This is a genomic window from Promicromonospora sp. NPDC060204, assembly GCF_042728455.1.
In the GTDB taxonomy this organism is placed as follows: domain Bacteria; phylum Actinomycetota; class Actinomycetes; order Actinomycetales; family Cellulomonadaceae; genus Promicromonospora.
On sequence record NZ_JBHWZO010000070.1, the window covers coordinates 1 to 25,822 of the forward strand.

Sequence of the window (25,822 nt, forward strand, 5' to 3'; positions counted from 1 at the left end):
GGGCCCGGCCCTGGTCGAGCTGCGTGGACAGGTGCTCCACCAGGCAGTGCACCAGCGCGGCCAGCGTGAGGGCCTCCGTGAGGTTGGTCGGGCCGTCGCACACCCGGACCTCCAGCGTGCCGAACGTCGGCGACGGGCGGATGTCCCAGTGCACCTCGTTGAACGCCTCGACGGCGCCGATGTGCAGCATGTCGCCCGCGTACGCCTCGAGCTCCTGCCAGGTCCTGAACGCGACCGGCAGGCCCGAGCTCGGGATCTGCTGGAACAGCAGCGACCGGTTCGAGGCGTACCCCGAGTGCTCGCCGGCCCAGTACGGCGACCCGGCGGACAGCGCCTGCAGGTGCGGAAAGTACTTGAGCATCCCGCGCATCAGCGGCAGCGCCTTGTCCCGGTGCTCGATCCCGACGTGGACGTGCAGCCCCCAGATGATGAGCTGCGCACCCCACACGCCCGTGCGCTCGCGGATGCGGGCGTAGCGCTCCTTCTCGCCGATCTCCTGGTCGGTCCCCTTCGCGAACGGGTGCGTGCCGCCGCCCATGAGCTCCAGGCCCATCGGGTCCGTGACCGTCCGCACGCGGTCGAGCGTGCGGCTGAGGTCCGCCCCGGCGTCGGCCACGGTCCGGCCGACCCCGGAGACCAGCTCGATCGTGTTCTTCATGAACTCGCCGGTGACGTGCGCGGTGTAGCCCTCGGGGCCCTGCCGCTGGTTGCCGCCGTCGCGCCCGAGAGCCTCGAGCACCTCCGGGCCCGCCTGGCACAGGTCGGCACTGCCGGGCTCGACGAGCCCGATCTCCCACTCGAGGCCCACGGTCGATCGTGGGGAATCGCCGAAGCCGAGCCGTACCGGCGAGCTCATACGGCTCCCAGCGGTTCGACGAGGAGTACCTGTTGGTTGCCTGCCACACGGGTGAGCACGATCGTCGCCTCCTCGGTTCCGGTGAGTACGAGCTGCTTGCGAAGTTGTTCGGGGACCACCGCGGTGCCCCGCTTCTTGATCGTGATGCGTCCGACGTTCCGGTCGCGGAGATAGGACTTGAGCCGCTTCAGGCCGAACGGCATGGTGTCGAGCACCCGGTATCCGGTCGCGATCGGGGCCTGCGCCCCGGCGGCCACGGCGGGCCGGGCCGACGGCAGCGCGGCGGGGTCGTCGGTGGTGACGTACGCGATGGTCGGGTCGACGAGGCGTCCGCCCAGCTCGGCGGCCGCCTCGCCCACGAGCCCGGCCCGGATGACCGCGCCGTCGGGCTCGTAGAGATACTGTCCGACGGCGCCGACGTCCGGCTCCGTGCCGTCGCCGCGCAGGGTGCGGCTGAGGGTGTGCTCCTTGCCGTCGTCGTCGGTGAACGAACGCAGCACGAGCGCCGAGCGGCCGGGACCGTCGGGCGCGAGCGAGCCGAACCAGAGCCCGGCCTCGACCACGTCGCCGTTGACCGAGACCCACTGGGTCTCGGCGTCGTCGGGCAGCCCCTCGTGCGCGATGCCCGGACCCACCTTGATGCCGACGGCCGGCACCGACTCCCGCAGCGCCCAGACGGAGTCGAGCGGGGGCTCGTAGGCGCGCGGGTCGAAGATGCGGCTGTTCCGGCCGCCCCGCCCGCCGCGCACGCGCCGGGCGGGGTCGGCGTAGACGGCGTCGATCCCCTCGGCGCGCAGGTCGAGCGCCAGGCCGTCGGCGTGCCGCACCTCCGCCTCGGGGAAGTGGCGCAGGTTCCACTGCGCGATCGCGGCGGTGCACTCGTCGAGGTCGGTGGCGACGACGCGCAGGCCCGTGCCGGCGAAGGCGAGGGAGTCGGCGCCGATGCCGCAGGTGAGGTCGGCGAGGGTGGTCACGCCCGCGTCGAGGTACCGTCGGGCGTGCAGCGCCGCGACGACGAGCCGCGTGGCCTGCTCCAGACCGTCCGCGGTGAACAGCATCCCGTCGGCGAAGTCACCGAACTTGGTCCGTGCCCGGGCGCGCAGCCGGGACTGGGTGACCACGGCGGCCGCGAGGTCCGCCGCGACGCCCTGGGCGCGCAGGGTGGTCACGGTCTTCATCGCGTCACGCTCGTCGTACGGCGGAAGAGCCGCAAGCAGGGCCCAGCCGTCAGGGCTGAGGAGTTTGCTCAGAATCGCCGCATCCATGGGAAGATCTTTCCACGTTTGTCCAGGTCATGACGAGTGGCTGCACGCAACCTTTTCGTGGAGATGGCCAGATCTCGAAGTGCGGACGGCGCGTCGTGCGCCGGGCGTGTGAGGTGCTCCACGCGATTGGCACTCGCCTTGACCGAGTGCTAGCGCCGACCTAGATTTGGGGTTGTTCATCGCCGCGGATCCCGGTAGTCGGGACCCTCGGCGGAGGACCCAGACGTTCGTGCCCGCCGGCACCCGCGACGACGGCGGACCGTCGAACGTTCGAGCCCCTGAAGTCAACCACGCAGCTGATCACTCGATCCGCTCACGAAAGAGGGAGGTCCGACGTGTCGGTCCCCATCAAGCCGCTCGAGGACCGGATCGTCGTCAAGGCTCTCGAAGCCGAGACCACGACCGCTTCCGGCCTGGTCATCCCGGACACCGCCAAGGAGAAGCCCCAGGAGGGCGAGGTTCTGGCCGTGGGCCAGGGCCGTATCGACGACAACGGCAACCGTGTGCCGCTGGACGTCGCCGTCGGTGACAAGGTGATCTACTCCAAGTACGGCGGCACCGAGGTCAAGTACGCGGGTGAGGAGTACCTGGTGCTCTCGACCCGCGACGTCCTCGCGGTGGTCGTGGGCTGATTCCAGCCCGCGCCAGACAGACGAAGGCCCCGCACCGGATCGGTGCGGGGCCTTCGTCCTGTCCGGAGACCGTCGTGGCTGGTGCTGCTTCGGCATCGAAGCAGGCGTGCGTTCACAGCGGCGTGCGTCGCAAGCGGGTGTTGCATCAGAAGCGGGCGTGCGGCAGAAACGCGTCACGCCTCGAGCGTCAGAAGTTGTGCACCCTGGGTCAGGCGGAGACGGACTTGCCGGCGAGGATCGCCGACCGCTCGTCCTCGCTGAGCCCGCCCCACACGCCGTACGGCTCGCGCACGCGGAGCGACTGCTCGCGGCACTGCATCATCACGGGGCAGGAGCGGCAGATCGCCTTGGCGGCCTCGGCGCGCCTGCGGCGGGTCGATCCGCGCTCACCCTCGGGGTGGAAGAAGAGGGTGTCGTCCGCGTCGCGGCACGCGCCCTGGTACTGCCATTCCCACAGTTCCATCACCGGACCGGGAAGCCTCGAGATCTCCGTCATGGCGAACAACTTACAAGTTGTGCAGAAGTTGTTCAAGAGGCAATTTCGCGCCATCGGGTTCGAATCGGGCCAGCGAGAAGCAGGTCGACACTGACCGGATTTGTATGATTGTGAACCGAAATCCACCGAGATCGGCGGCACGCCGGGTTTCGCAGTGGCGCGGAGAGGGCCGGGTCGGCAGAATCGAGTCCATGACTTCTTCGCGACCCGCCCAGAACTCGGGCGGGTCACGTACATCCAGCCCCGGACTGGCTGTCGCCGCCGTTGCCCGCCGCCTCGGGGTCGCTCCTGCGACCCTCCGCACGTGGGACCGCAGATACGGCCTCGGACCCTCGGGCCGCACCGCCGGATCGCATCGTCGCTACACGCCGGACGACGTCGCCCGGCTCCTGGTGATGCGCCGACTGACCCTGGAGGGCGTGGCGCCGGTGGACGCCGCGCGTGCCGCCGTCGAGGCGGGGGACGCCGAGCTCGAGGTCGCCACCCGCACCGCCCCGGCGCTGCCGGCGGTCCAGGTCGAGGGCGGGGCGGACGTCGACGAGCACGACTTCGCGGAGCAGTTCGTCGGCACCGTCGAGGCCCCGGGCGACCCGGACGACGAGGTCGTCGAGGAGGCGGACGAGCCTCGGGCCACCTCCGACGACGAGGCTGACGACCCTGCCCCGGCATCCGGCGGCGAGCGGTCCGAGGAGCCTCGCGGCCGTGCGCGGCTGCGGGCCCTGCCCGGTGGCGCGACCGGCGGCGGAGCCCCGGCACCGGCCGGCGGGCCGCGGTCCGCCGCTTCCCCGGCGCCGACGTCGGGCCGGGTGTCCGCCCTGGTCGACGCCGCCCTGGCGTACAGCCGGACCGCCTGCGACAACCTCCTCGTGCTCGGCCCGGACGGCGACCCGGCCACCTGGTGGACCGAGCTCGTCGAGCCCGCCTGGCTCCGGCTGTCGGAGCGGACGGTCCTGGCCGGCCCCGGCGAGATGCCCGAGGTCGTGCTTGCGACGGCCGCGCTGCGCGCGCTGCGCAACTACATCGAGGAGTTCGAGCGGGTCATGGTCGAGGCGGGCGGCCCGCCGGCCAACCACCCGAGCCGGATGCGCAAGATCGTGCTGGTGTTCGCCGCCCCCGACGAGGTGGTGCCACTCTCGGCGCACGCGCTCGCCGCCGCGCTGGCCGCCCAGGGTTCGATGGCGCGCATCGTCACGGGACCCGCGAGCACGCACCGCTCGGTCGAGCTGGTCACCATGGTCCGCCCGACGGCGGTGGTGCTGGCGACGACGCAGAACAAGCCGGACCTCGACGTCGTGCACGCGGTGAACGAGAGCTACCCGGAGCTGCCGATCTTCGTGGGTCTGCGGGCCGACGCGGCGGCGACGGAGCTGCCGTTCGGGCCCACGGTGCAGCGGGTGCGCTCGTTCACAGGGCTGCTGCACGAGGTGCTCGCCGTCATCAAGGCGAGGTGACGCACGCCTCGGGCCGGTACCACGGCCCGGCCGAGATCTGCGGTCGCGGCGGCCGTAGACTTGCTCCATGACGGACCAGACCTCGCCGGGCGACCCGTTCGGTTTCCTCGGGCTCACCTATGACGACGTCCTGCTGCTGCCGGGTTACTCCGACCTGGCGCCGTCGGACATCGACACGACGTCTCGCCTCACGCGCGAGATCTCGCTCAAGATCCCGCTGATCTCAGCGGCGATGGACACGGTCACCGAGTCGGCCATGGCGATCGCCATGGCGCGTCAGGGTGGCCTCGGCGTGCTGCACCGCAACCTCTCCATCGAGGACCAGGCCACCCAGGTGGACCTCGTGAAGCGGACGCAGACCGGCATCATCACCAACCCCGTCACGATCGGCCCGGACGCCACGCTCGAGGAGCTCGACACCCTCGCGGGCCAGTTCCGGATCTCCGGCTTCCCGGTGGTCGACGCCGAGAACAAGCTCATCGGCATGGTCACCAACCGCGACCTGCGCTTCACGCCCGTCGCCGAGTGGGCCACCACCAAGGTGGACGAGGTGATGACGCCGCAGCCGCTGATCACCGGCCCGGCCGGCATCTCGCGGGACGACGCCACGCTGCTGCTGCGCAAGCACAAGCTGGAGCGCCTGCCGCTGATCGACCCCGACGGCCGCATCACGGGGCTCATCACCGTCAAGGACTTCGTGAAGTCCGAGCAGTTCCCGAACTCGTCCAAGGACGGCCAGGGCCGCCTCATGGTCGGCGCCGCGATCGGCTACTTCGGTGACGCGTGGCAGCGGGCCACCGCCCTGATCGACGCCGGCGTGGACGTGCTCGTGGCCGACACCGCGCACGGCAACGTGCGGATGCTGATCGACATGGTCAAGCGGCTCAAGACCGACCCGGCCACCAAGGACGTCCAGGTGATCGGCGGGAACGTCGCCACGCGCCAGGGCGCGCAGGCGTTCGTCGACGCCGGGGCCGACGCCGTGAAGGTGGGCGTGGGACCGGGCTCCATCTGCACCACCCGCGTCGTGACCGGCGTGGGCGTGCCGCAGATCACCGCCGTCTACGAGGCGTCGCTCGCCTGCAAGCCGGCGGGCGTGCCCGTCATCGCCGACGGCGGCCTCAAGCACTCCGGCGAGATCGGCAAGGCCATCGTGGCCGGCGCCGAGTCCGTGATGCTGGGCTCGCTGTTCGCGGGCTGCGAGGAGACCCCGGGCGACCTGGTGCTCGTCAACGGCAAGCAGTTCAAGACCTACCGCGGCATGGGCTCGATGGGCGCCATGTCCTCGCGCGGCAAGAAGTCCTACTCCAAGGACCGGTACTTCCAGGCCGAGGTCACCAGCGACGACAAGATCGTGCCCGAGGGCATCGAGGGCCAGGTCGCGTACAAGGGGCCGCTGGCCACCGTGGCGCACCAGCTCATCGGCGGTCTGCACCAGACGATGTTCTACACCGGTGCGCGCACCGTCCCGGAGCTGCAGGCCGAGGGCCGGTTCGTCCGCATCACGTCGGCGTCGCTCAAGGAGAGCCATCCGCACGACGTGCAGATGACGGTCGAGGCGCCGAACTACAGCGGGTTCTGACCCGCACCTGTCCGACCCGCACGACGTGTCAGACCCACAGGTCCCTCGGGTGGCCTGTGGGTCTGACACGTTGTGGGGGCTGACCTTGTCGGGGCAGGTCAGCTCGACATGACGCGCGCGTGCAGGGCCTGCACCGCGTAGCGGGCGGACCAGAAGGCGCCGTGCTGCCACGCGGACACCTCTGACATCCAGTCGCCCGCGAAGTACACGTTGCCCGCCCCCTGCTGGAGCAGGCGGAAGCCCGCCGAGGACGTGTTCGGGTAGGCCCAGGCGCCCTCGACGTACGGCACCTTGTGCCAGGCGATGGAGAACGAGCTCTCCAGCTCGCTGCGGTACTTCTCGCCGTGGATCTTCACGCCCTGCTCGACGGCGCGCAGCTCGCGCTGCTTCGGCGTCAGGTCGGCGTAGGTGCGGGCGTTGGTGCCGGTGTTGTAGTAGCCCACCACCAGCCCCTTGCGCTCGCCGTAGCCGTACGACGGGTACCAGACGTGGGCCAGGTCCATGTCGGTCTCGGTGATCCCGCCGAAGATCCGGTGGTCGTCCTCCCAGAACCGCGACTTGTACTGCAGGCCGATCTTGCCCGCGGGGGAGCCGACGGCGAACTCGCCGAGCGCCGCGTCGATCTCCGTGCCCCAGTTGGTGTCCCACCGGCGCATGAGGCCCGCCGGCGCCGCGACGACGGCGAAGTCCGCCTCGATCTGCCGCGCCCTCCCGTTCCGGGGCGTGTACGTGACCTTGACCCCGCGGCCGGTGTTCTCGACGCCGGTGACGGGCGACTCGAACTCCACGTTGTGGGAGCCGATGGCCCGCACCAGGTACTGGTAGGTCGTGTCCATGCCGCCCTTGGGCTGGAACATGAGCATCGACTGTTCCCAGTTGATCTCGAACGGGAAGTACTGGCCCACCTTCGAGGCCAGCACCTCGGACATCGTGCCCGGTCCCGGCAGGGGAGTGCCGTGCTCGTTCCAGGCCGACGGGTAGACGTCGAAGCCGCGGTTGCTCCCGCCGGTGTAGGTGCCGTCGGACTTGAGCGAGCCCCAGCTCCGCAGGAAGGTGCGCAGGTTGTCCTTGTCCGCGGCGGTCAGCTTCTGGTCCAGGGCGCCCTGGTCGGTGGCGTGGTGCAGCAGCTCCGAGGTGTAGCCGAAGACGTCCGCCTTGGCCGTGCGGTACCGCACGGGGTTGCCCGGCGTCGCGCCGGAGCGCTCGTTGTAGAGGTAGGCGTCGGCGTTCGCGTTGGTGAACACCTCGTACGGCACGCCCAGCTCGCGGATGTAGTCCATGGTGACCATCCACTGGGCGATGCGGCCCGCGCCCGCGTTCATGTAGATGCCGTCGGGGAACCGCGCGGTCTGCCGCACGCCGTTGATGTCGGTCTCGCTGTCCCCGCCGCGAATCGTCAGGGTGCGCCCGCCGGGCCGGTGCCGTGCCTCGAGCACGGTCACCCGGTAGCCGGCCTTCTGGAGCTCGTAGGCAGTCGCGAGGCCGGCCGGGCCGGCCCCGACGACGACGACCTTCTTGGCGGAGCGGCCGGTCAGCGAGAAGTCGCTGCCCCGCGGGGGTTCCCAGGACTCGGCCCTGGGCTGGGCGGCCGCGGTGGGGGCCAGCCCCATCGCGCCCATCGTCGCGAACATGACGCCGGCGCTGGACCCCGCGCCGACGGCCTGCAGGAAGTTGCGGCGGGAGACGCCGGAGGTGCTCTTCTCGGTGACCATGGTCCCTACCCCTCGTGTTGACAGGCCTGACGGGCGGCTTGCTCTGGTGGGGGAGCCAGGCGCCGCCGTCAGCGCCGTGCCGGACGCTAGGGAGCGCAGGTCACCGCTGCGAGTCCTCGTCGTTTCTGCGCAGTTGCGCCTAGTAACCATGTTGTTTCCGGGTCTCGCCGCTGGTCAGCGTTTCCGCAGGAACGATTCGACCAGCGGGCCGGAGGCGTTCCCGATCCGACCCGAAGCGGACATCCCGCCGAAACTCCCCGTGGCTAGCGTCCGCGCCACCCGGTGCCGTCCGCCGGGCCACCACGACCGGGCGCCGCCGTTGCGCCCGACCCGGCCAGATGGAGGAGCACCATGAAGAACCGTGCCGCGCTGATCACCGCGATCGTTCTCACCGCCGCGATCGCGGTCCCCGGGACCGCCTTCGCCGCCGCCCATGTCTTCCGCCCTGATCCCACGCGAGCCCACTCGTTCGTCACCGGGGACACCCCGCTCATCGCCGACGGCGTGGCCATCGGCAAGAACGTCTCCTGGTACAAGTCCTCCGGCCTCGGCCCGGCCGCCCGCAACACGACGCCCGGGGTGACCGCCGAACAGAGGTACATCCCCACCGACGTCTTCCCCGGCGGTGAGCTGCCCGCCGGCGTCACCCTCACGGAGGCACAGGGCATCAACGCCCTGATGCGGATCGGCGAGAACCTGGAGAAGGCCGGGCTGTCCTACGACGACGTCGTCTCGATGCGCGTGTTCCTGCAGAACCCGGCGGGCGCGGAGAAGATGGACTTCGCCGGGTGGAACCGGGCCTACCGCCAGTTCTTCGCCAACACGAACCTGGCCAGCGGCGAGGTGCTCGACGTGCAGCTCGGGTCGACCACGACCGAACCGATGGTCGTCAACGAGGCCCGGCCGTCGCGGTTCGCGCTGGAGGTCGAGAACCTCCCGGTCGACGGCTGGCTCGTCGAGGTCGAGGTCGACGCGGTGTACCCGCGCTGACCGGGGCTGCGCCCCGGTTCTGCCGGGGCGCGGCCGCCCGCTGCGCCTGCTGTGCCGGTCAGCCGATCGTCGAGTGCTGCACCGGCCAGGCGCCGGACGCGTCGGGTCCGGTCAGGCCCTGCTCGCGGCGCCACTCGTTGAAGCTCACCGCCCACTGGCGGTGCGCGCCGATCTGCTGCTGGTGGAGGTCGGCCAGGGGCATGCGGGCGAGCTGCGGGAACCGGCGGGCCAGCGCCTCCAGCACGTCGAGCGTGGCGAGCACGTCCACCTCGGCGGTGTGCAGGTCGCCGTCGGAGGTGACGCCGTACCACTGGGTCAGGTCGCCGAGGCGGCGCTTGCCGGGGCGGTAGCGGTCCAGCCAGCGGTCGATGACCAGCGGGTCCACGACGGGCTCGACCGCGCGGCCCAGGCGCTGGGGCAGGGTCTTGAGCCCGTGGCGCTGCAGCTCGGCGTCGAGCAGCGAGAGGTCGAAGGCCGCGTTGTAGGCGACCACGGGGACGCCGTCGGCCAGGTGCGTGGCGAGCTCGGCGGCTATCTCCTCCAGCGCCTCCAGGGGCGCGACGCCGTGGGCACGCGCGTGCTCGGTGGAGATGCCGTGGATGGCCGCGGCCTCCTCCGGTATCTCCACACCCGGGTCCATCAGCCAGGTGCGGACCTCCGTGCCCGCTCCGGGGGTGCGCAGCACGAGGGCTGCCGTGACGATGCGGTCGCCCGTGACGTCCACCCCTGTGGTCTCGGTGTCGAAGCCCAGCAGCGGCCTGTGGATCCAGGTCTCGTTCATGGTGTCCTCCCTGCTCGTCCGGGTTTCCCGGTGCGTCCAGGGAGAACCCTGCCACCGGTCACTGACACTGTGGTTCGTGCCACCCCGCTCATCACGAGACACTGCGCGCCGGGTCAGCAGCGATGGGTAGGCTTGGCGGGTGAGCAACGAGATCGAGATCGGACGCGGAAAGCGTGGGCGGCGCGCCTACTCCTTCGACGACATCGCGGTGGTGCCGTCCCGGCGCACACGCGACCCGAAGGACGTCTCGGTCGGCTGGCAGATCGACGCGTACCACTTCGACCTGCCGATCGTCGCGGCCCCGATGGACTCCGTGATGACGCCGGACAGCGCCGTCGCGCTGGGCCGGTTCGGCGGTCTGGGCGTGCTCGACCTCGAGGGCCTGTGGACCCGGTACGAGTCGCCGGAGCCGCTGCTGGCCGAGATCGCCGAGCTGCCGGCCGACGAGGCGACGCACCGGATGCAGGCGATCTACTCCGAGCCGATCAAGCCGGAGCTGATCACGCAGCGCCTCAAGGAGATCCGGTCCGCGGGTGTCACGGTCGCCGGCGCGCTCACCCCGCAGCGCACGCAGGAGTTCTACAAGACGGTGGTCGACGCCGGCGTCGACCTGTTCGTCATCCGCGGCACCACGGTCTCGGCCGAGCACGTGTCGGGCAACGCCGAGCCGCTCAACCTCAAGCGGTTTATCTACGAGCTCGACGTGCCCGTCGTCGTCGGCGGGGCCTCGACGTACACCGCTGCGCTGCACCTGATGCGCACGGGCGCCGCGGGCGTGCTCGTCGGCTTCGGCGGCGGCGCCGCCCACACCACGCGGGTCAGCCTCGGCATCCACGCGCCCATGGCCACGTCGGTGGCCGACGTCGCCGCGGCCCGCCGCGACTACCTCGACGAGTCGGGCGGCCGGTACGTCCACGTGATCGCCGACGGCGGCGTGGGCCACTCCGGCGACATCGTCAAGGCCGTGGCCTGCGGCGCGGACGCCGTCATGCTCGGTGCCGCGCTCGCGCGGGCCGCCGAGGCGCCCGGGAAGGGCTTCCACTGGGGCCCCGAGGCGCACCACCCGCAGCTCCCGCGCGGCGAGCGCGTCGAGGTGGGCACGGTCGGCACGCTGGAGGAGATCCTCTTCGGGCCGGGCAAGCAGGCCGACGGCACCCTGAACCTCGTCGGCGCCCTGCGCCGGGCCATGGCCACGACCGGCTACTCCGACCTCAAGGAGTTCCAGCGGGTCGAGGTCGTCGTCTCCCCGTACCAGCCCCGGTGAGCGCCGTGCGGAGCGGCGAGCCGCTCGCCCCGGTCCTCGCGGCCGCGCCCGCGGCCGACGGTGAGTTCGTCGAGATCACCGACGCCGACGTCGACCAGGTGGTGGAGCTCTGGCGGGAGTGCGGGCTGACCCGGCCCTGGAACGACCCGCACCTGGACATCGCCGACGCCCGCGCGGGTGCCGGCTCGACGGTCCTCGTCGCGCGCGTCGACGGCCGGGTGGCGGCGTCCGCGATGGCCGGATACGACGGGCACCGCGGCTGGCTCTACTACGTGGCCGTCGCGCCCGGCCTGCAGGGCACGGGCCTGGGCCGGTCGGCCGTCGTGGCCGCCGAGGCGTGGCTGGTGGCGCACGGCGCGCGCAAGATCCAGCTCATGGTGCGCACCACCAACACGGCCGTGCTCAGCTTCTACGAGCGGCTCGGTTACGCCGATCAGGAGTGCTCCGTGCTGGGCCGCTGGGTCGAGCCGAGCTGATCCGCTGCCGCGGACCGAGGCGAGATCGCGGCCGTCGCGAACAACCGCTATGAAAGTCAGTTTCACACATCTATCAATACGTGGTGCAGGGTTTTGCGCGTAGGGTGGCCGCCATGATCGACGACACAGCAGCCGACGCAGCCGCGAGTGGTGCCGTCGGCGGGGTGCTCGACCCTGAGCACCCGCAGGGAACCTTCGTCCTCGAGCCCGGCGTGATGGCGCCGCTCGTGGCTCGGATCGCGACGTCCGAGGCTTCCGGCACGCACCGCTCGATGTGCCCGTTCACGGGTGCTCCGCTCGTGACCTTCCCGATCTCCTCCGCCGACGACGTGGCCGCTTCCGTCGTCCGTGCGCGGGTCGCGCAGCGCGGCTGGGCGCGCCTGTCGGTGCGCGACCGCGCCGGGGTGCTCCAGCGGCTCGGCCGCATCGTCCTGGAGAGACAGTCCGAGGCGCTCGACCTGATCCAGCTCGAGACCGGCAAGTCGCGCCGCGCCGCCTTCGAGGAGATCGCGGACATCGCGCAGGTCGCGCGGCACTACGCCGTGCGCGGCGAGCGCTACCTCGCGTCCCGCCGGTCCGGGGGCATGATCCCGCTGCTCACGGGCGTGCAGGTGCACCGCCGGCCGGTCGGCGTCGTCGGCGCCATCGCGCCCTGGAACTTCCCGCTGGTGCTCGCGCTCTCGGAGGCCCTCCCGGCGCTCCTGGCCGGCAACGCCGTCGTGCTCAAGCCGGACCCGCAGACCACGCTGACCGCCCTGTGGGCGGCCGAGGCCCTGGACGACGCCGGCCTGCCGGCGGGCCTGTTCCAGGTGGTCGCCGGCGGCCCCGACGTGGGTGAGGCGCTGGTCGAGCACGTCGACCACGTCGCGTTCACCGGGTCCACCGCCACGGGGCGCAAGGTCGCGGCGCGGGCCGGCGAGCGGCTCATCGGCGCCACGCTGGAGCTGGGCGGCAAGAACGCGCTCTACGTGGCGGAGGACGTCGACGTCGACGCGGCCGTGCCCGGCATCGTTCGGGCCTGCTTCTCGAACGCCGGCCAGCTGTGCGTCTCCGTCGAACGTCTGGTGGTGCACGAGGCGATCGCCGACGAGTTCGTCGCCAAGTTCGTGCGCGCGGTGCGGAACCTGCGGCTCAGCCCGGCCCTCGACTACTCCGCCGACATCGGCTCGCTCACCTCGGCCGCGCAGCTCGACAAGGTGACGGCGCACGTGGACGACGCGCTGGCCCGGGGCGCCCGGGTGCTCGCCGGCGGGGTGCACCGCGCCGACGTCGGCCCGTACTTCTACGCGCCGACCGTGCTCGACGACGTGCCGGCGCAGGCCGTGGTGTCCCGCGAGGAGACGTTCGGGCCGGTCGTCACGATCACGCGGGTCGACTGCGACGAGGACGCCGTCACCGTCATCAACGACACCGAGTACGGGCTGCACGCCGCCGTCTGGTCCAAGGACGTCGGCCGGGCGCGCCGGGTGGCCGCGCGGATCGAGACCGGGTCGGTCGCGATCAACGACGGCTACACGATGACCTGGGGCTCGGTCTCCGCGCCGCTCGGTGGCTGGAAGGCCTCCGGGCTCGGCGGGCGGCACGGGGCGGCGTCGATCGCCGGCCTGACGCGGCAGCAGACCGTGGTGACGTCGCGCGGCGCGCGGGTCGGCGCCACGCTCGACAACCTCTACGGCCTGGGCGGGGACACCCCGAGCCGGGTGCTCACCACGGCGCTGGGGGTCATGCGCAAGCTGCGCATGTCCTGAGCGATCTGGGTTGTCGCCGGGGGCGGCGACCGAACTGGTCGTCGAAGGAGTGAACGGTCGTCACCGGGGCGAGTACGCTCACCCGCATGACGACGCAGCTCCACGCCTTCTGGAAGTCCGCCAACTCGCTGCCGGTGATCGGCGGTCTGCTCGGGAAGCGGATCTTCAGCGTGGCCTACAGCTTCAAGGCCCCGTACTTCGGCACCATCGCCCCGCGCGTGGTCGACATGCGGCCGAACTACGGCGAGGTGGTCGTCCCCAACCGGTGGCGCAACCGCAACCACATCGGCACGGTGCACGCGATCGCGGTCTGCAACGGGCTGGAGATGGCCATGGGCTCCCTCGCCGAGGCCACCGTGCCCGACGACAAGCGGTGGCTGCCCAAGGGCATGGAGGTGTCCTACCTGGCCAAGTCGACCGGCGACGTGACCTGCGTGGCCGAGACCGACCAGGCGCAGTGGGACGGCGACGACAAGGACCTGCCCGTGCGCGTGCGTGGCGTGCTCGCGGACGGGACCGTGGTGGTCGAGGGCACGATCCACCTGTGGGTCACCCCGAAGAAGAAGTGAGTCAGCGGGGGCGGCGTCTCGCGAGGGAGCGGACGGCGGCCTTCCAGCTCGCCGGCAGCTCGCGCACGTGCCACCAGGCCCACTGCGCCGGCTGGACGCTCGCGGCGCTGACGCCGACACCCACGGCGTCCAGCCCGGCCTCCACGCAGGAGTAGAGCGTGCGGCGCAGGTGGTAGTCCTGCGTGACGACGACGGCGGTGCGCACCCCGTACAGGTCGTGGGCGCGGCGGCAGGTGGCCGTGGTGTTGAAGCCCTCGCGGTCCAGCACGATCGCGTCGTCGGGCACGCCGAGGTCGTTGTCGAGGAGCCAGGCGCGCATCGAGGCGGGCTCGTCATACCGGGTGCCGTCTGCGTTGTCGTGCGCGTCGCCGCTCAGGATCACCGTGGGAGCGACGCCCGCGCGGTACAGCTCGGCGCCGCCCTCGACCCGGCGGCGCAGGTAGGTCGACGGGGTTCCGTCGCTGCGGAGCCCCGCCCCGAGCACGATGACGGCGTCGGCCTTCTCGATCTCGCTCGCGTCGCCGCGGACCCGGGCGTTCCCGGTGGCCTGAACTGCAACGACGGGGACGGTGAAGGCGACGGCGAGCACGCCCGCGACGAGCGCGGAGACCTTGAGGGGAGTCACGTCGGGAACCGTACCGTGTCGGATCACGCAGCCAACATCGCCAGCTCGGCTGCCAGGTTCGACTCGGCCGCCGTCTGCCAGCGGGTGGTGCCCGGGGTGGTGCGGAAGAGCGGGCCGCCCGACAGGAGGGTGCGGAGCACCTCGGACCGGCCGGCGCGGAACATCGGGTCGGGCACGTCGCAGTACTCGGCGCGCACCTGGTGGGTGTAGCGCGTGTAGACGACGGGGCTGCCGCCCAGCACGGCGAGGTCGGCGTCGCTGACCAGGCCGCCGATGGCGTCGTCGTCGGCCGGGGCGTGGTCGACGGTGACCAGGACCAGGCGTGCGGTCTCGTCGATGTCCTCGCTGGTGACGCCGGCCCCGGCGAGCGGGCCGAGCAGCTCGGCCACGAGCTCGGCGGACCGCTCCTCGTCCTGCTGGGCCACGCCGTCGTGCACCGCGTCGTGGAACCAGAGGGCGAGCCGCGCGCGCCAGTGGTCGCGCTGGGACACCTCGCTCTCGGCCGCCACGACGTCGAGCGCGTCCAGGGCCGCGGCCAGGTGGAACGTCGTGTGGTAGACCCGGTGCGGCTCGCGCCAGCGGTCGACCAGGTCGGTGCCGGCGTCGCGGGCCAGGCTCGGATCGGCCCACAGCTCGTCCCACCGGCTCAGGAGCACGGCCCGCTTCGAGCGGTTCCGCTCGGCCCCGGAGACGCGCAGGCCGGAGCCGGCCAGACGTCGGGCCAGGTCCCCGCCGTCGACGGGCACCGCGCCCGCCGCGACCAGGTCGTCGTACCGCTCGGCGGGGACGTCGTAGTGGTCGAGGTCGAGCGCGCGGTCGGGGACGCCGGCCGCCCGGGCGAAGAGGCGCAGCTCCTGCAGCGACCCGTCCGAGACCAGGTGGGAGAAGAGCGTCCCGTGCGCGGGCCAGGCCGGCGGGTCGATGAAGAGGGTCACGGGGTGAGGCTAACGCTCCTGGCGGGCCGGGCGGTCGCCGGGTGCGGCGGGAGGGGTGTCGCGGGTGAACTTCTGGAGGAACACCCGGCGGACGGCCGATCTGGTCGTCGTGGCCCTCGCTCACGCCTTAGGGTCCTCCAGGCCGCTGATGGCTCGCGGCGCTACCCCCGAACTACGTGAAGGAACGATCGTGCCTGACGAAGTAGGTGGCCCACTCTTCATCTTTCTCGGCATCGTGCTCAGCGGTCTTGTGGCGCGGTGGAGCTTCCGGCACCGCGCGGTCAAGCGCGCCGGATCGGGCACCGTGGAGATCGTCGTCTGGGCCCGCTCCGGCCGTGTCCCTGGGCTCGCCCGGAAGAAGAAGTGGGTCAAGGCGAAGGCCGGCGTCGACGAGTCCGGTCGGCTCGTGTGGGTCAAGCCCGCCGGCGAGGCCGTGACGCTGACGCTGCGCAGCCGGGAGCCCCGGCCGCGCGGCACGAGCGACCTCTGGTTCCTCGACCCGGGCACCCCGATCTGGGACGCCGTCACGGCCGACGGCCAGGAGCTGGGCATCGTCATCCCGCAGGCGCGCGAGCGCTGGTTCGCCGAGAAGCTGCCGGTCGGCGGTCTGTCGGTGATGAAGCCGTAGCCGGGTGACGCCGACGAGGGCGCTCGCGGCGAACGCCGCTACCCCTGCGCGCTCGGCCGGTCCGCCCGCCGCGACGCCGCGCGGTGCTCCCGCACCGCCCGGGTGACCTGGGCGATATCGTCCTTGGTCGGCTGGCGGAACGCCCCGCCGGCTGCCAGGTACTCGTCGCCGTGCTTCTCCAGGTGCGCCGAGAACACCGGGCACACCGGCACGACCACGATGTTCCTGCGGATGCTGTCGGCGAGGGCCTCGCGCACCAGGATGCCCGCGAGGCCCCGTCCGCCGTACGCCTCGTCGACCTCGGTGTGGAAGAAGATCCGGTCGTGGTCGACGCCGCCGTCGTCGCCCAGGTCGACGTCACCGGCCGTCGGGTCCACGAAGTCGGCCCGCCCCACCGCGGCCCCGCCGTCGACGTGCACGGCGTAAGCCCCGATCGGGCGACCCGTGTTCAGCGTGACGGTGACGGACTCGCCGGTCCTGTCCTTCATGAGACCTCCAGAACGGTCGTGGGTGCGGGCGTCCCGGTCAGCGTACGCAGTTCGTCGAGGCCTACGTTCGCGCCGAACGCCGGGGTGCCGGGCTCGAGCCGGGCACCCGCCGCGAGGTCGCCGATCACGAGCGGGTCGAACCCGAGAGCGTCGATCACGTCGGCAACAACCGAGAGGTCGTCGGGGGAGTCGCCGGTCAGGGCGATGGCCTTCCGGCCGACGGCGCCCGCGGGGCGGGAGCCGTCCTCCAGGTCGTGGTAGCCCATGTGGTTGAAGGCCTTCACGACCCGCGCGCCCGGCAGGAGCCGCGCCACGAACTCGCTCGATGAGAGGTCCCCCGGGAGGATCCCCTCGCGCGGACCGTCGATCTCCCACCAGTGGTTCATCGCGTCGACGACGAGCCGGCCGGTCAGCTCCGCGACCGGCAGCCCGTCGTGCTTGCCGAGCGGCAGCGCGAGCACGACGACGTCGGCGGACGCGGCCTCGGCGGGCCACACCGCCGTCGCGCCAGGGGTCAGGACCTCGATGGTCAGCTCGATCTTCTCCGGGTCGCCCGACCCCGAGATCAGCACGCGGTAGCCGGCGGCGACGGCCAGTCGCGCCAGGACGGTGCCGACCTTGCCGGCACCGAGGATCCCGATCGTCGTACCGGCTGGAGCCATCACAAAGCCCCGACCGCGCTGGGCTGCTCGGCGAGCAGCTCGCGCACCCGCGGGATGACCTGGGTGCCGTACAGCTCGACCGAGCGCAGCCGCGCGTCGGCCGACACCGCGCCGGCCGAGGAGTAGATCATGTCGAACCGGCCGACGTCGAGGACTCGGATCGCCCGCGCCATCTTGCGCGCCACCGTGTCGACCGACCCGACGTACAGCGAGCCCTGCTCGACGTCGGCCTCGAACTCGTCCCGGCGCAGGGGCGGCCAGCCGCGCAGCGCACCGATCCGGTCGCGGATCTCCCGGTAGCCGGGGTAGAACAGCTCCTTCGCCTCCTCGTCCGTGGCGGCGACGAAGCCCGGCGAGTGCATGCCCACGGGCCCAGGCGTGGTGCCCAGCTTCTCGTGCGCCCGGCGGTAGAGCTCCACGTACTGCGCGAACCGGTCGGGCGGCCCGCCGATGATCGCGAGCATGAGCCCGAACCCGTAGTAGGCGGTGCGCAGCACCGACTGCGGCGTCCCGCCCACGCCGACCCAGGTCTTCAGCCGCCCGGATTCCGTCTTCGGGAAGACGTCGGCCTCGTGCAGCGAGGCGCGCATCGTCCCCTCCCAGGTGACCGGCTTCTCGTCGAGGAGGTGGCTGAAGAGGTCGATCTTCTCCTCGAACAGCGTGTCGTAGTCCTTCAGGTCGTACCCGAACAGCGGGAACGACTCGGTGAAGGAGCCGCGGCCGAGGATCACCTCGGCGCGCCCGTTCGAGAGCGCGTCGACGGTCGCGAAGCGCTGGAAGACCCGGACCGGGTCGTCCGACGACAGCACCGTCACGCCCGACGCGAGCTTGATGCGCTTCGTCGCCGTCGCGATGCCGGCGAGGACCGTCTCCGGCGTCGAGATCGCGTACTCGGGGCGGTGGTGCTCGCCCAGCGCGATGACGTCGATGCCCACCTGGTCCGCCAGGACCGCCTCGGCGACGACGGCCCGGATCGCCTCCGCGTGCGAGACGAGGTCGCCGTCCGCGTTGCGCGGCAGGTCGCCGAAGCTGTCGATACCGAACTCGATCTGCGAGACATCCACCGTGACCAGCCCCTTCAGGGTGCCCATTTGATTGACACGTGAATCATCTCGCCATATAGTTCACATGTCAATCACTCACCGAGGAGGGTCGATGACGACGTCGAAACGCCGCATGCCTACGCGACGTGAGCTCGCGATCTGGCGGGGCCACATCGAGACCTACGACATCCTCCGCAACCGCCTCGAAGCGCGTCTGCACCAGGACTCGGAGCTCTCCAACGGCGACTACCGGGTGCTGCTCGCGCTGAGCGAGGCGGCGGACCACACGCTCCGCTCGTCCGCCCTGGCCGCGCACATCGAGTGGGAGCGCAGCCGGCTCTCCGGCCATCTGGGCCGGATGGAGAAGCGCGGGCTCGTGCGGCGCGAGCCGTGCGCCGAGGACGCCCGCGGGTCGCAGGTCGTGCTCACCGAGGAGGGGGCGCGCGCGTTCCGCGCGAGCACCGTCCCGCACCTGCAGGCGATCAAGGAGACCTTCGTCGACGCGTTCACCGACGAGCAGCTCGACGTCCTGGGCGAGGCCACCGCGGCGCTGCGCGCGCACCTCGGCCTGCCCCCGATCATTCCCGAGGTGAAGGCCCCGGCGTCGAAGACGCCGACGGCCGGCCCGGCCGCGCCCTAACCCGCCGCGACCAGCGCAGCCGCCTGCCGCGCGATCGCCAGCTCCTCGTTGGTCGGCACCACCATCACCAGCGGCGCCTCCGCGCCCGCGCCGGCGGAGATGACCCGCGCCTCGCCCGACGCCGCCTCGTTGGCGGCCGGGTCGATCGTGAGCCCCAGGAACTTCAGGTCCCGCACCACGCCCGAGCGGATCGTGTGGTCGTTCTCGCCCACGCCCGCGGTGAACGTCAGCACGTCGATCCCGCCGAGCACCGCCGCGTACGCGCCCACGTACTTGCGCAGCCGGTGCAGGTAGACGTCGCGGGCGAGGCGTGCGTCGGCGTCGCCGGCGGCGACAAGCTTGCGCAGCTCGCGCATGTCGCTGACGCCGGCCAGGCCGAGCACGCCGGACTTCTTGTTGAGCAGGGTGTCGACGTCGCCGCCGGACAGCCCGCCCCGCATGAGGTGGAAGACGACGCCCGGGTCGATGTCGCCGGAGCGCGTGCCCATGACGAGCCCCTCCAGCGGCGTCAGGCCCATCGAGGTGTCCAGGGGCCGCCCACCCAGGATCGCCGACGCCGACGCGCCGTTGCCCAGGTGCAGCACCACCTGCCGCAGCGTCTCGGGGCCACGCCCCTCGGCTTCCAGCTTCGCGACGACGGCGGGGTGCTCCGCGACCGCCGCTGACACGAACTGGTGCGACGTGCCGTGGAAGCCGTACCGGCGCACCCCGTGCTCGGCGGCGACCTTGCGGTCCAGCGCGTACGTCGACGCCGCGGCGGGCAGCGACGCGAAGAACGCGGTGTCGAACACCGCGACGTGCGGCACGTGCAACAGCTCGCGCGCGACCTCGATCCCGGTCACGTTCGCGGGGTTGTGCAGCGGCGCGAGGGGGATGAGGTCGCGAATGCCGGCCACGACGTCGTCGTCCACCAGGGTGGGGGCGGAGAAGATCTCGCCGCCGTGCACCACCCGGTGCCCTACCGCTATGACGTCGGCGTCCGCCAGCTGGGGACCCACCTCGTCGAACATGCCCTTGACGACGCGCAGCGCCTCGCCGTGGTCGGGCACGTCGAGGTCGCGCACGACCTTCTCGCCGCCCGTCTCGTGCTTGACGGTGCCCGAGGACTGGCCGATCCGGTCGACGATGCCGCCCGCCACCGCCTCGCCCGAGTCGGGGTCGACGAGCTGGTACTTGAGCGACGAGGACCCTGAGTTGAGGACGAGGACGGTGCTCATGCTGCGGACTCCTTGCCCTGCGCCTGGATGGCGGTGATCGCCACGGTGTTCACGATGTCCTGCACCAGCGCCCCGCGCGACAGGTCGTTGACCGGCTTGTTCAGGCCCTGGAGCACCGGCCCGACGGCGACGGCGCCCGCCGAGCGCTGCACCGCCTTGTACGTGTTGTTGCCCGTGTTCAGGTCGGGGAAGACGAACACGGTGGCGCGCCCGGCGACGTCGGACCCGGGGAGCTTGGACGCCGCGACCGAGGCGTCCACGGCGGCGTCGTACTGGATGGGGCCCTCGACGTCGAGCTCGGGCGTGCGCTCCCGGACGAGGCCGGTCGCGGTGCGCACCTTGTCGACGTCGGCGCCCGTGCCGGACTCGCCCGTGGAGTAGGACAGCATCGCGATGCGCGGCTCCACGCCGAACTGGCGGGCGGTCGCGGCCGAGGAGACGGCGATGTCGGCGAGCTCCTCCGACGTCGGGTCGGGGATGACGGCGCAGTCGCCGTACACGAGCACCCGGTCCTCCAGGCACATGAGGAAGACGGAGGACACCGACGACGTGCCGGGCCTGGTCTTGATGATCTCGAACGACGGCCGGATGGTGTGCGCCGTCGAGTGGGCCGCGCCCGAGACCATGCCGTCGGCGAGGCCCAGGTGCACCATCATCGTGCCGAAGTAGGAGACGTCGGTGACGATCTCGCGCGCCCGCTCGACCGTCATGCCCTTGTGGGCGCGCAGCCGCGCGTACTCGGCGGCGAACTTCTCGACGTGCTCGGGGTCGTGCGGTGACAGGACGCGCGCGGCCTCGATGTCCAGGCCCAGCTCGGCGGCGCGGGCGCGGATCGGCTCCTCGGCGCCCAGGATCGTCAGGTCCGCGATCTGCCGGGCCAGCACCGTGGAGGCGGCACGCAGGATCCGGTCGTCGCCGCCCTCGGGGAGCACGATGTGCCGCCGGTCGGCGCGCGCCCGCTCGATGAGCTGGTACTCGAACATCAGGGGCGTGACCACCTGCGGCCGCGGCAGGTCGAGGCGTGCGGCGAGCGCGGCGGAGTCGACGTTCCGCTCGAACAGGGCGCGGGCCGTCTCGACCTTGCGCACCGAGTTCTTGTCCACGCGCCCGCGGGTCGTCGCGGCCGCGCGGGCCGTGCGGTAGGTGCCGAGCTCGGTGGTGATGATCGGCAGCTTGGGGCGCATGGCCTCCAGGAGCTGCGCCGGCCGGCCCTGCGGGTAGAACCCGCCGTTCAGGATGATCCCGGCCAGCGAGGGGAACGACGGCGTCATGTGCGTCGCGAGCAGGCCGATGAGCAGGTCGGTGCGGTCGCCCGGCGTGATCACGACGCCGCCGTCGGTCAGCCGCTCCAGCAGGTGCTCGAAGCTCATGGCCCCCACCTGGACGTCCAGCGCCTCGCGGCCCAGCAGCTCGGGGTCGCCCAGCACGAGCGTGCCGTCCACGGCCTCCAGGAGCTGGCCCACGGTCGGGGCCTGGAGGAACGGCTCCTCGGGGATGGTCCACACGGGCAGGTCGGGCTGCGCCTCGGCCAGCACGCTCCGCACCTCCCGCGCGCTGTGCGTGTCCGCCCGGTTGACCACCAGGCCGATCGCCTGCGCATGGTGCGCGGCCAGCTCGGCGAGGCTCACGTCGGCCAGCGCCCGGATGCCCTCGGGGGTGCGCTCGCGGCCCGACACGACCAGCAGCACCGGAGCGCCGAGGTTCGCGGCGATGCGCGCGTTGAACGAGAGCTCGGTGGGCCCGGCGACGTCGGTGTAGTCGGTGCCGAGGATCACCACCGAGTCGCAGCGCGCGGCCAGCTCGTGGAACCGCGCCACGATGCGGCTGAGCGCGTCCTCGGGGTCGGTGTGCAGGTCGGCGTAGGTGACGCCGACGGCGTCGTCGTACCCGATGTCGACGCCGTCGTGCTCCAGGAGGAGCTCCAGCACGTGGTCGCGCTCGCCGGCGGAGTCCTCGGTCTCGCTCGCGCGCGAGACGGGCCGGAAGACGCCGACCCGCTGGCCCTTGCGGACCAGCAGGTCGAGGACGCCGAGCGCGACCGTCGACTTTCCGCTCTCGCCCTCCGGGCTGGCGATGACGATGCTGCGGGTTGCGCCGGTCACGTGTCGCTCCGTGTTCACTTCGTGGGATTTGCTGCTACTCGTTGTCTCCACCGGTGCCGAGCGTAGCGTCAACCTGACCGGCGTCGGACTGGTCCTGGGCGTCGGGCCACACCCAGTCGCGCACCTCGGGCAGGTCGTCGCCGTGCTCGCGGGTCCATGCACGCGCACGAAGCCGCGCGTCCTGCATCCGCTGGCGCAGTCCGGCCTGGGCGCTGCCGAGCTGCGGCACCCGGTCGATGACATCGATCACAAGGTGGTACCGGTCCAGGTCGTTCAGCATGACCATGTCGAACGGCGTCGTCGTCGTGCCCTCCTCCTTGTACCCGCGCACGTGCCAGTTCACGTGGCCCGTGCGCCGGTAGGTGAGGCGGTGGATGAGCCACGGGTAGCCGTGGTAGGCGAAGACGACGGGCCGGCCGGCCGTGAACAGGCCGTCGAACTCGGAGTCGGTGAGGCCGTGCGGGTGCTCCTTGGCGTCCTGCAGCCGCATGAGGTCCACGACGTTGACCACACGCACCTTGAGGTCGGGCAGCTCCTGGCGCAGGATGTCGGCCGCGGCGAGCACCTCAAGCGTGGGCACGTCGCCCGCGCAGCCGAGGACGACGTCGGGCTGCTCGCCCGCCACCTCCGTACCCGCCCACTCCCAGATGCCGAGGCCGCGCGTGCAGTGCTCGATCGCGGTGGGCATGTCCAGGAAGTTCGGCGCCGGCTGCTTGCCCGACACCACCACGTTGACGTACTGGCGGCTGCGCAGGCAGTGGTCGTAGGTGGACAGCAGGGTGTTGGCGTCCGGCGGGAGGTAGACCCGCACGATCTCGGCCTTCTTGTTCACCACGTGGTCGATGAACCCGGGGTCCTGGTGGCTGAACCCGTTGTGGTCCTGCCGCCAGACGTGGCTGGACAGCAGGTAGTTCAGGGACGCGATGGGCCGCCGCCACGCGATGTGGTTGGTGACCTTGAGCCACTTGGCGTGCTGGTTGAACATCGAGTCGACGATGTGGATGAACGCCTCGTAGCTGGTCAGCAGCCCGTGCCGGCCGGTCAGGAGGTAACCCTCCAGCCAGCCCTGCACCTGGTGCTCGCTCAGCATCTCCATGACCCGGCCGGCGCGGGCCATGTGCTCGTCCACCTCGGGGCCGATGTACTCGGCGTTCCACTGCTTGTCCGTCACCTCGTAGACGGCCTGCAGGCGGTTCGACGCCGTCTCGTCCGGCCCGAAGATGCGGAAGTTGTCGGGGTTGAGCCGGATCACGTCGGTGAGCCACTGACCCAGCACGCGCGGCGCCTCCGACGTCGACCCGCCGGGCACCGGGACGTCCACCGCGTAGTCGCGGAAGTCGGGCAGGCGCAGGTCCTTGAGCAGCAGCCCGCCGTTGGCGTGCGGGTTGGCGCTCATCCGCAGCGCGCCCTCCGGGGCGAGCGCGGTGATCTCGGGCAGCACGCGGCCGTCGGCGTCGAACAGCTCCTCCGGGCGGTAGGACCGCAGCCAGGTCTCCAGGACCTTGAGGTGCGCGTCGGTGTCGCGGGCGTTCGCGAGCGGCACCTGGTGCGCGCGCCACGACCCCGTGGTCTTCTTGCCGTCGATCTCCGCCGGACCGCTCCAGCCCTTGGGCGTGCGGAACACGATCATGGGCCACATCGGCCGGCTGAGGTCGCCCTGCGCTGCCCGGGCCTTGATCGCCGCGATCTCGTCGAGCACCTCGTCGAGCAGCGCCGCGAACCGGCGGTGCGTGTCCAGCGGCGACTCGTTCTCGTCGTACCCGCCGTCGAAGAAGTACGGCCGGTGGCCGTAGCCGACCATGAGGTCGTTCAGCTCCTGGTGCGAGATGCGCGCCAGGACGGTCGGGTTGGCGATCTTGTAGCCGTTGAGGTGCAGGATGGGTAGGACGACGCCGTCCTGGGCCGGGTTGACGAACTTGTTCGAGTGCCAGGAGGTGGCCAGCGGGCCGGTCTCGGCCTCGCCGTCGCCCACCACTGCCGCGACCAGCAGGTCGGGGTTGTCGAAGACCGCGCCGTAGGCGTGGCTCAGGGCGTACCCGAGCTCGCCGCCCTCGTGGATCGATCCCGGCGTCTCCGGCGCGACGTGGCTCGGGATGCCGCCCGGGAAGGAGAACTGCCGGAACAGGCGCCGGACCCCTTCCGAGTCCTCGGTGATGTCGCTGTAGACCTCGGAGTAGGTGCCGTCCAGGTACGCGGAGGCGACCAGCCCCGGGCCGCCGTGCCCGGGGCCCGTGACGTAGACCGTCTGCTGCTCGCGCTCCTTGATGGCGCGGTTCAGGTGCGCGTACAGGAAGTTCAGCCCCGGCGTGGTGCCCCAGTGGCCCAGCAGACGCGGCTTCACGTGGTCCGCGGTCAGGGGCTCGCGCAGGAGCGGGTTGTCCAGGAGGTAGATCTGGCCCACCGAGAGGAAGTTGGCGGCCCGCCACCAGGCGTCGATGCGCTCCAGGTCGGCGGGGGCCAGCTCGGCGACACCGGAGGTGCGCCATCCGGTGGCGGGGGAGTCGGGGACTGTGGTCGTCGTCATCGCTCACGCTCCTGCTGGGGTTACGTGTGGATCGGTGCCGGTCTGCTGCCCGTTCATTCGAACGCACAACCGCCGTACACGCGAGACGACCGCCCGGCCCCGTGATCTGTGACGCGTCCGACAGAACGCCCCGGTGACCTGTGCCGCTGACCCGCCGACGGCGGCTACCGTTGAGGTTATGCCCGTCAGTGCCCCCAGCACATCCCCGTCGAAGGTGATCGACGTCGAACCCGTCACCGAGCGCCGTACCTTTCTCCAGGTGGCCAGGCAGCCCCGGATGATCGGGCTGCTGCTCGTGTTCGTGCTGGCGGCGTTCGTGTGCGGCCGGCTGGGCGCCTGGCAGCTCGACCGCGCCTACGAGCGGGCGGAGCTGGCCGCGCAGCAGGAGGCCGCCGAGGCCGCCGCCGCGGGCCCGGCCTGGCTGGGCGACCTGCTGACGCCGCAGGAGAGCTTTCCCGGCGAGCTCGTCGGCCGCGAGGTCCGCGTGACCGGCGAGTACGAGCCGGCCGGCACGCTGCTCGTCCCGGGCCGGGTGCTGGAGGGGCGGGTCGGCTACCTCGTCCTGACCCCCTTCCGCGTGTCCGACGACGGGACCGACGGCGCGTCCTGGGCCGACCTGTCCGGCGCGCCGGTCCTCGCGCTCGTCCAGGGCTGGGTGGCCGCGCCCGCCGACGCCGCGGCGCTGGCCCTGCCCGAGGGCGAGGTCACGGTGACGGGCTGGCTCCAGGCGGGCGAGTCGACGTCGGGCAGCGCCGCCGTGACGGACGGGCAGACCGAGCAGATCGCGCTGAGCGCCCTGGTCAACGAGTGGGGCGGGCCCATCTACACCGGGTACGCCGTGCTGACGTCGGGCCCGGGGTCGCCCGAGGAGGGCGGGGTCGCCGCCCTGCCGCGCCCCACGATCGACGGCGGCTCGGGCGCCAACCTGCAGAACATCTTCTACGCGCTGCAGTGGTGGCTGTTCGGCGGCTTCGCCGTGCTGCTCTGGGTGCGCCTCGTGCGCGACGAGATGGCCGGCGGACGCCGCGGCGGCGCGCCGACCGACGCCGACACGGGCATCGCGGGGCTGCCGGCGGCGTGAGGCCTTCCCTCCGTCACCTTTGAGGCCCGGGTTTCTTCGCTCTCAGACTCCTGAG

At 71.8% G+C, this 25,822-nt stretch carries 24 protein-coding genes; 11 read left to right on the forward strand and 13 right to left on the reverse strand.

What is annotated here, in order from left to right; genetic code table 11:
- Both ACFWEJ_RS11340 and ACFWEJ_RS11345 read right to left on the reverse strand, forming a co-directional pair.
- Positions 1 to 808: YbdK family carboxylate-amine ligase (locus tag ACFWEJ_RS11340; RefSeq protein ID WP_377229308.1), on the reverse strand; the 808-nt coding region annotated here is incomplete at its 3' end.
- A gap of 44 nt (positions 809 to 852) precedes the next feature.
- Positions 853 to 2,121 carry an SAM-dependent methyltransferase gene (locus ACFWEJ_RS11345; RefSeq protein ID WP_377229309.1) on the reverse strand — a complete coding sequence of 423 codons (1,269 nt, stop codon included), beginning with the start codon at positions 2,119 to 2,121 and terminating at the stop codon, positions 853 to 855.
- A gap of 335 nt (positions 2,122 to 2,456) precedes the next feature.
- Here ACFWEJ_RS11345 and groES point away from each other — a divergent pair, with 335 nt between their 5' ends.
- Positions 2,457 to 2,753 carry a co-chaperone GroES gene (groES, locus tag ACFWEJ_RS11350; RefSeq protein WP_020016178.1) on the forward strand — a complete coding sequence of 99 codons (297 nt, stop codon included), beginning with the start codon at positions 2,457 to 2,459 and terminating at the stop codon, positions 2,751 to 2,753.
- Between the two features lie 208 nt (positions 2,754 to 2,961).
- Here groES and ACFWEJ_RS11355 read toward each other — a convergent pair whose 3' ends face one another.
- Positions 2,962 to 3,249, reverse strand: a complete 288-nt coding sequence (locus tag ACFWEJ_RS11355; protein ID WP_020016179.1) for a WhiB family transcriptional regulator — start codon at positions 3,247 to 3,249, stop codon at positions 2,962 to 2,964.
- Positions 3,250 to 3,440: 191 nt separating this feature from the next.
- Between ACFWEJ_RS11355 and ACFWEJ_RS11360 the strand changes: the two genes are divergently transcribed.
- Complete coding sequence (locus ACFWEJ_RS11360) at positions 3,441 to 4,700, forward strand: MerR family transcriptional regulator (RefSeq protein WP_377229310.1); 1,260 nt, start codon at positions 3,441 to 3,443, stop codon at positions 4,698 to 4,700.
- Positions 4,701 to 4,767: 67 nt separating this feature from the next.
- Positions 4,768 to 6,282 (forward strand): IMP dehydrogenase, encoded by a 1,515-nt coding sequence (guaB, locus tag ACFWEJ_RS11365; RefSeq protein ID WP_377229311.1) that lies wholly within the window; start codon positions 4,768 to 4,770, stop codon positions 6,280 to 6,282.
- A gap of 98 nt (positions 6,283 to 6,380) precedes the next feature.
- Here guaB and ACFWEJ_RS11370 read toward each other — a convergent pair whose 3' ends face one another.
- The gene (locus ACFWEJ_RS11370) at positions 6,381 to 7,994 is read right to left on the reverse strand and encodes an FAD-dependent oxidoreductase (RefSeq protein WP_377229312.1); all 1,614 of its coding nucleotides are present in this window, start codon (positions 7,992 to 7,994) and stop codon (positions 6,381 to 6,383) included.
- A 351-nt stretch (positions 7,995 to 8,345) separates the two neighbouring features.
- Between ACFWEJ_RS11370 and ACFWEJ_RS11375 the strand changes: the two genes are divergently transcribed.
- Positions 8,346 to 8,984, forward strand: a complete 639-nt coding sequence (locus ACFWEJ_RS11375) for a Rid family hydrolase (RefSeq protein ID WP_377229313.1) — start codon at positions 8,346 to 8,348, stop codon at positions 8,982 to 8,984.
- A 58-nt stretch (positions 8,985 to 9,042) separates the two neighbouring features.
- Here the strand turns inward: ACFWEJ_RS11375 and ACFWEJ_RS11380 are convergent, their stop codons facing one another.
- Complete coding sequence (locus tag ACFWEJ_RS11380; RefSeq protein ID WP_377229314.1) at positions 9,043 to 9,765, reverse strand: exonuclease domain-containing protein; 723 nt, start codon at positions 9,763 to 9,765, stop codon at positions 9,043 to 9,045.
- 139 nt (positions 9,766 to 9,904) lie between these two features.
- Between ACFWEJ_RS11380 and ACFWEJ_RS11385 the strand changes: the two genes are divergently transcribed.
- The 4 genes from ACFWEJ_RS11385 (at position 9,905) to ACFWEJ_RS11400 (ending at position 13,822) form a co-directional block, all read left to right on the forward strand.
- On the forward strand, positions 9,905 to 11,029 hold the full coding sequence (locus ACFWEJ_RS11385) for a GuaB3 family IMP dehydrogenase-related protein (protein ID WP_285101083.1): 1,125 nt from the start codon (positions 9,905 to 9,907) through the stop codon (positions 11,027 to 11,029).
- Positions 11,026 to 11,505: a GNAT family acetyltransferase gene (locus tag ACFWEJ_RS11390; RefSeq protein ID WP_377229315.1), complete on the forward strand. Its 480-nt coding sequence runs from the start codon at positions 11,026 to 11,028 to the stop codon at positions 11,503 to 11,505. Before ACFWEJ_RS11385 ends, ACFWEJ_RS11390 begins: the two co-directional genes overlap by 4 nt.
- 113 nt (positions 11,506 to 11,618) lie before the next feature.
- A complete protein-coding gene (locus tag ACFWEJ_RS11395; RefSeq protein ID WP_377229316.1) occupies positions 11,619 to 13,253 on the forward strand; it encodes a succinic semialdehyde dehydrogenase in 1,635 nt (544 codons plus the stop codon).
- A gap of 86 nt (positions 13,254 to 13,339) precedes the next feature.
- Complete coding sequence (locus tag ACFWEJ_RS11400; RefSeq protein ID WP_357481418.1) at positions 13,340 to 13,822, forward strand: hotdog fold domain-containing protein; 483 nt, start codon at positions 13,340 to 13,342, stop codon at positions 13,820 to 13,822.
- Between the two features lies 1 nt (position 13,823).
- Here the strand turns inward: ACFWEJ_RS11400 and ACFWEJ_RS11405 are convergent, their stop codons facing one another.
- Together ACFWEJ_RS11405 and ACFWEJ_RS11410 are read right to left on the reverse strand one after the other, a co-directional pair.
- Complete coding sequence (locus tag ACFWEJ_RS11405; RefSeq protein WP_377229317.1) at positions 13,824 to 14,447, reverse strand: vancomycin high temperature exclusion protein; 624 nt, start codon at positions 14,445 to 14,447, stop codon at positions 13,824 to 13,826.
- 23 nt (positions 14,448 to 14,470) lie between these two features.
- The gene (locus ACFWEJ_RS11410) at positions 14,471 to 15,382 is read right to left on the reverse strand and encodes a DUF4031 domain-containing protein (RefSeq protein ID WP_377229318.1); all 912 of its coding nucleotides are present in this window, start codon (positions 15,380 to 15,382) and stop codon (positions 14,471 to 14,473) included.
- Positions 15,383 to 15,572: 190 nt separating this feature from the next.
- Here ACFWEJ_RS11410 and ACFWEJ_RS11415 point away from each other — a divergent pair, with 190 nt between their 5' ends.
- Positions 15,573 to 16,010, forward strand: coding sequence for a hypothetical protein (locus tag ACFWEJ_RS11415; RefSeq protein ID WP_377229319.1), 438 nt, complete (start codon positions 15,573 to 15,575; stop codon positions 16,008 to 16,010).
- A gap of 38 nt (positions 16,011 to 16,048) precedes the next feature.
- Here the strand turns inward: ACFWEJ_RS11415 and ACFWEJ_RS11420 are convergent, their stop codons facing one another.
- Genes ACFWEJ_RS11420 through ACFWEJ_RS11430 form a run of 3 tightly spaced genes read right to left on the reverse strand, consistent with a single transcriptional unit; the run spans position 16,049 to position 18,251 of the window.
- On the reverse strand, positions 16,049 to 16,498 hold the full coding sequence (locus ACFWEJ_RS11420; RefSeq protein ID WP_377229320.1) for a GNAT family N-acetyltransferase: 450 nt from the start codon (positions 16,496 to 16,498) through the stop codon (positions 16,049 to 16,051).
- The gene (locus ACFWEJ_RS11425) at positions 16,495 to 17,160 is read right to left on the reverse strand and encodes an NADPH-dependent F420 reductase (RefSeq protein WP_377229321.1); all 666 of its coding nucleotides are present in this window, start codon (positions 17,158 to 17,160) and stop codon (positions 16,495 to 16,497) included. The genes ACFWEJ_RS11420 and ACFWEJ_RS11425 overlap by 4 nt, the downstream gene beginning before the upstream one ends.
- Positions 17,160 to 18,251, reverse strand: coding sequence for an LLM class flavin-dependent oxidoreductase (locus ACFWEJ_RS11430; RefSeq protein ID WP_377229322.1), 1,092 nt, complete (start codon positions 18,249 to 18,251; stop codon positions 17,160 to 17,162). The genes ACFWEJ_RS11425 and ACFWEJ_RS11430 overlap by 1 nt, the downstream gene beginning before the upstream one ends.
- An 85-nt stretch (positions 18,252 to 18,336) precedes the next feature.
- Between ACFWEJ_RS11430 and ACFWEJ_RS11435 the strand changes: the two genes are divergently transcribed.
- Positions 18,337 to 18,843, forward strand: coding sequence for a MarR family winged helix-turn-helix transcriptional regulator (locus ACFWEJ_RS11435; protein ID WP_377229323.1), 507 nt, complete (start codon positions 18,337 to 18,339; stop codon positions 18,841 to 18,843).
- Here ACFWEJ_RS11435 and ACFWEJ_RS11440 read toward each other — a convergent pair.
- The 3 genes from ACFWEJ_RS11440 to ACFWEJ_RS11450 are packed head-to-tail and all read right to left on the reverse strand — an operon-like array spanning position 18,840 to position 24,686.
- Positions 18,840 to 20,060: an acetate/propionate family kinase gene (locus ACFWEJ_RS11440; RefSeq protein ID WP_377229324.1), complete on the reverse strand. Its 1,221-nt coding sequence runs from the start codon at positions 20,058 to 20,060 to the stop codon at positions 18,840 to 18,842. The genes ACFWEJ_RS11435 and ACFWEJ_RS11440 overlap by 4 nt on opposite strands.
- Positions 20,057 to 22,162: a phosphate acetyltransferase gene (gene pta / locus ACFWEJ_RS11445; protein WP_377229325.1), complete on the reverse strand. Its 2,106-nt coding sequence runs from the start codon at positions 22,160 to 22,162 to the stop codon at positions 20,057 to 20,059. The genes ACFWEJ_RS11440 and pta overlap by 4 nt, the downstream gene beginning before the upstream one ends.
- A gap of 34 nt (positions 22,163 to 22,196) precedes the next feature.
- Positions 22,197 to 24,686 carry a phosphoketolase gene (locus ACFWEJ_RS11450; RefSeq protein WP_377229326.1) on the reverse strand — a complete coding sequence of 830 codons (2,490 nt, stop codon included), beginning with the start codon at positions 24,684 to 24,686 and terminating at the stop codon, positions 22,197 to 22,199.
- A gap of 178 nt (positions 24,687 to 24,864) precedes the next feature.
- On the opposite strand from ACFWEJ_RS11450, the gene ACFWEJ_RS11455 reads away from it, so the two are divergent.
- On the forward strand, positions 24,865 to 25,767 hold the full coding sequence (locus ACFWEJ_RS11455; RefSeq protein ID WP_377229327.1) for an SURF1 family protein: 903 nt from the start codon (positions 24,865 to 24,867) through the stop codon (positions 25,765 to 25,767).
- Positions 25,768 to 25,822: the final 55 nt, after the last annotated feature.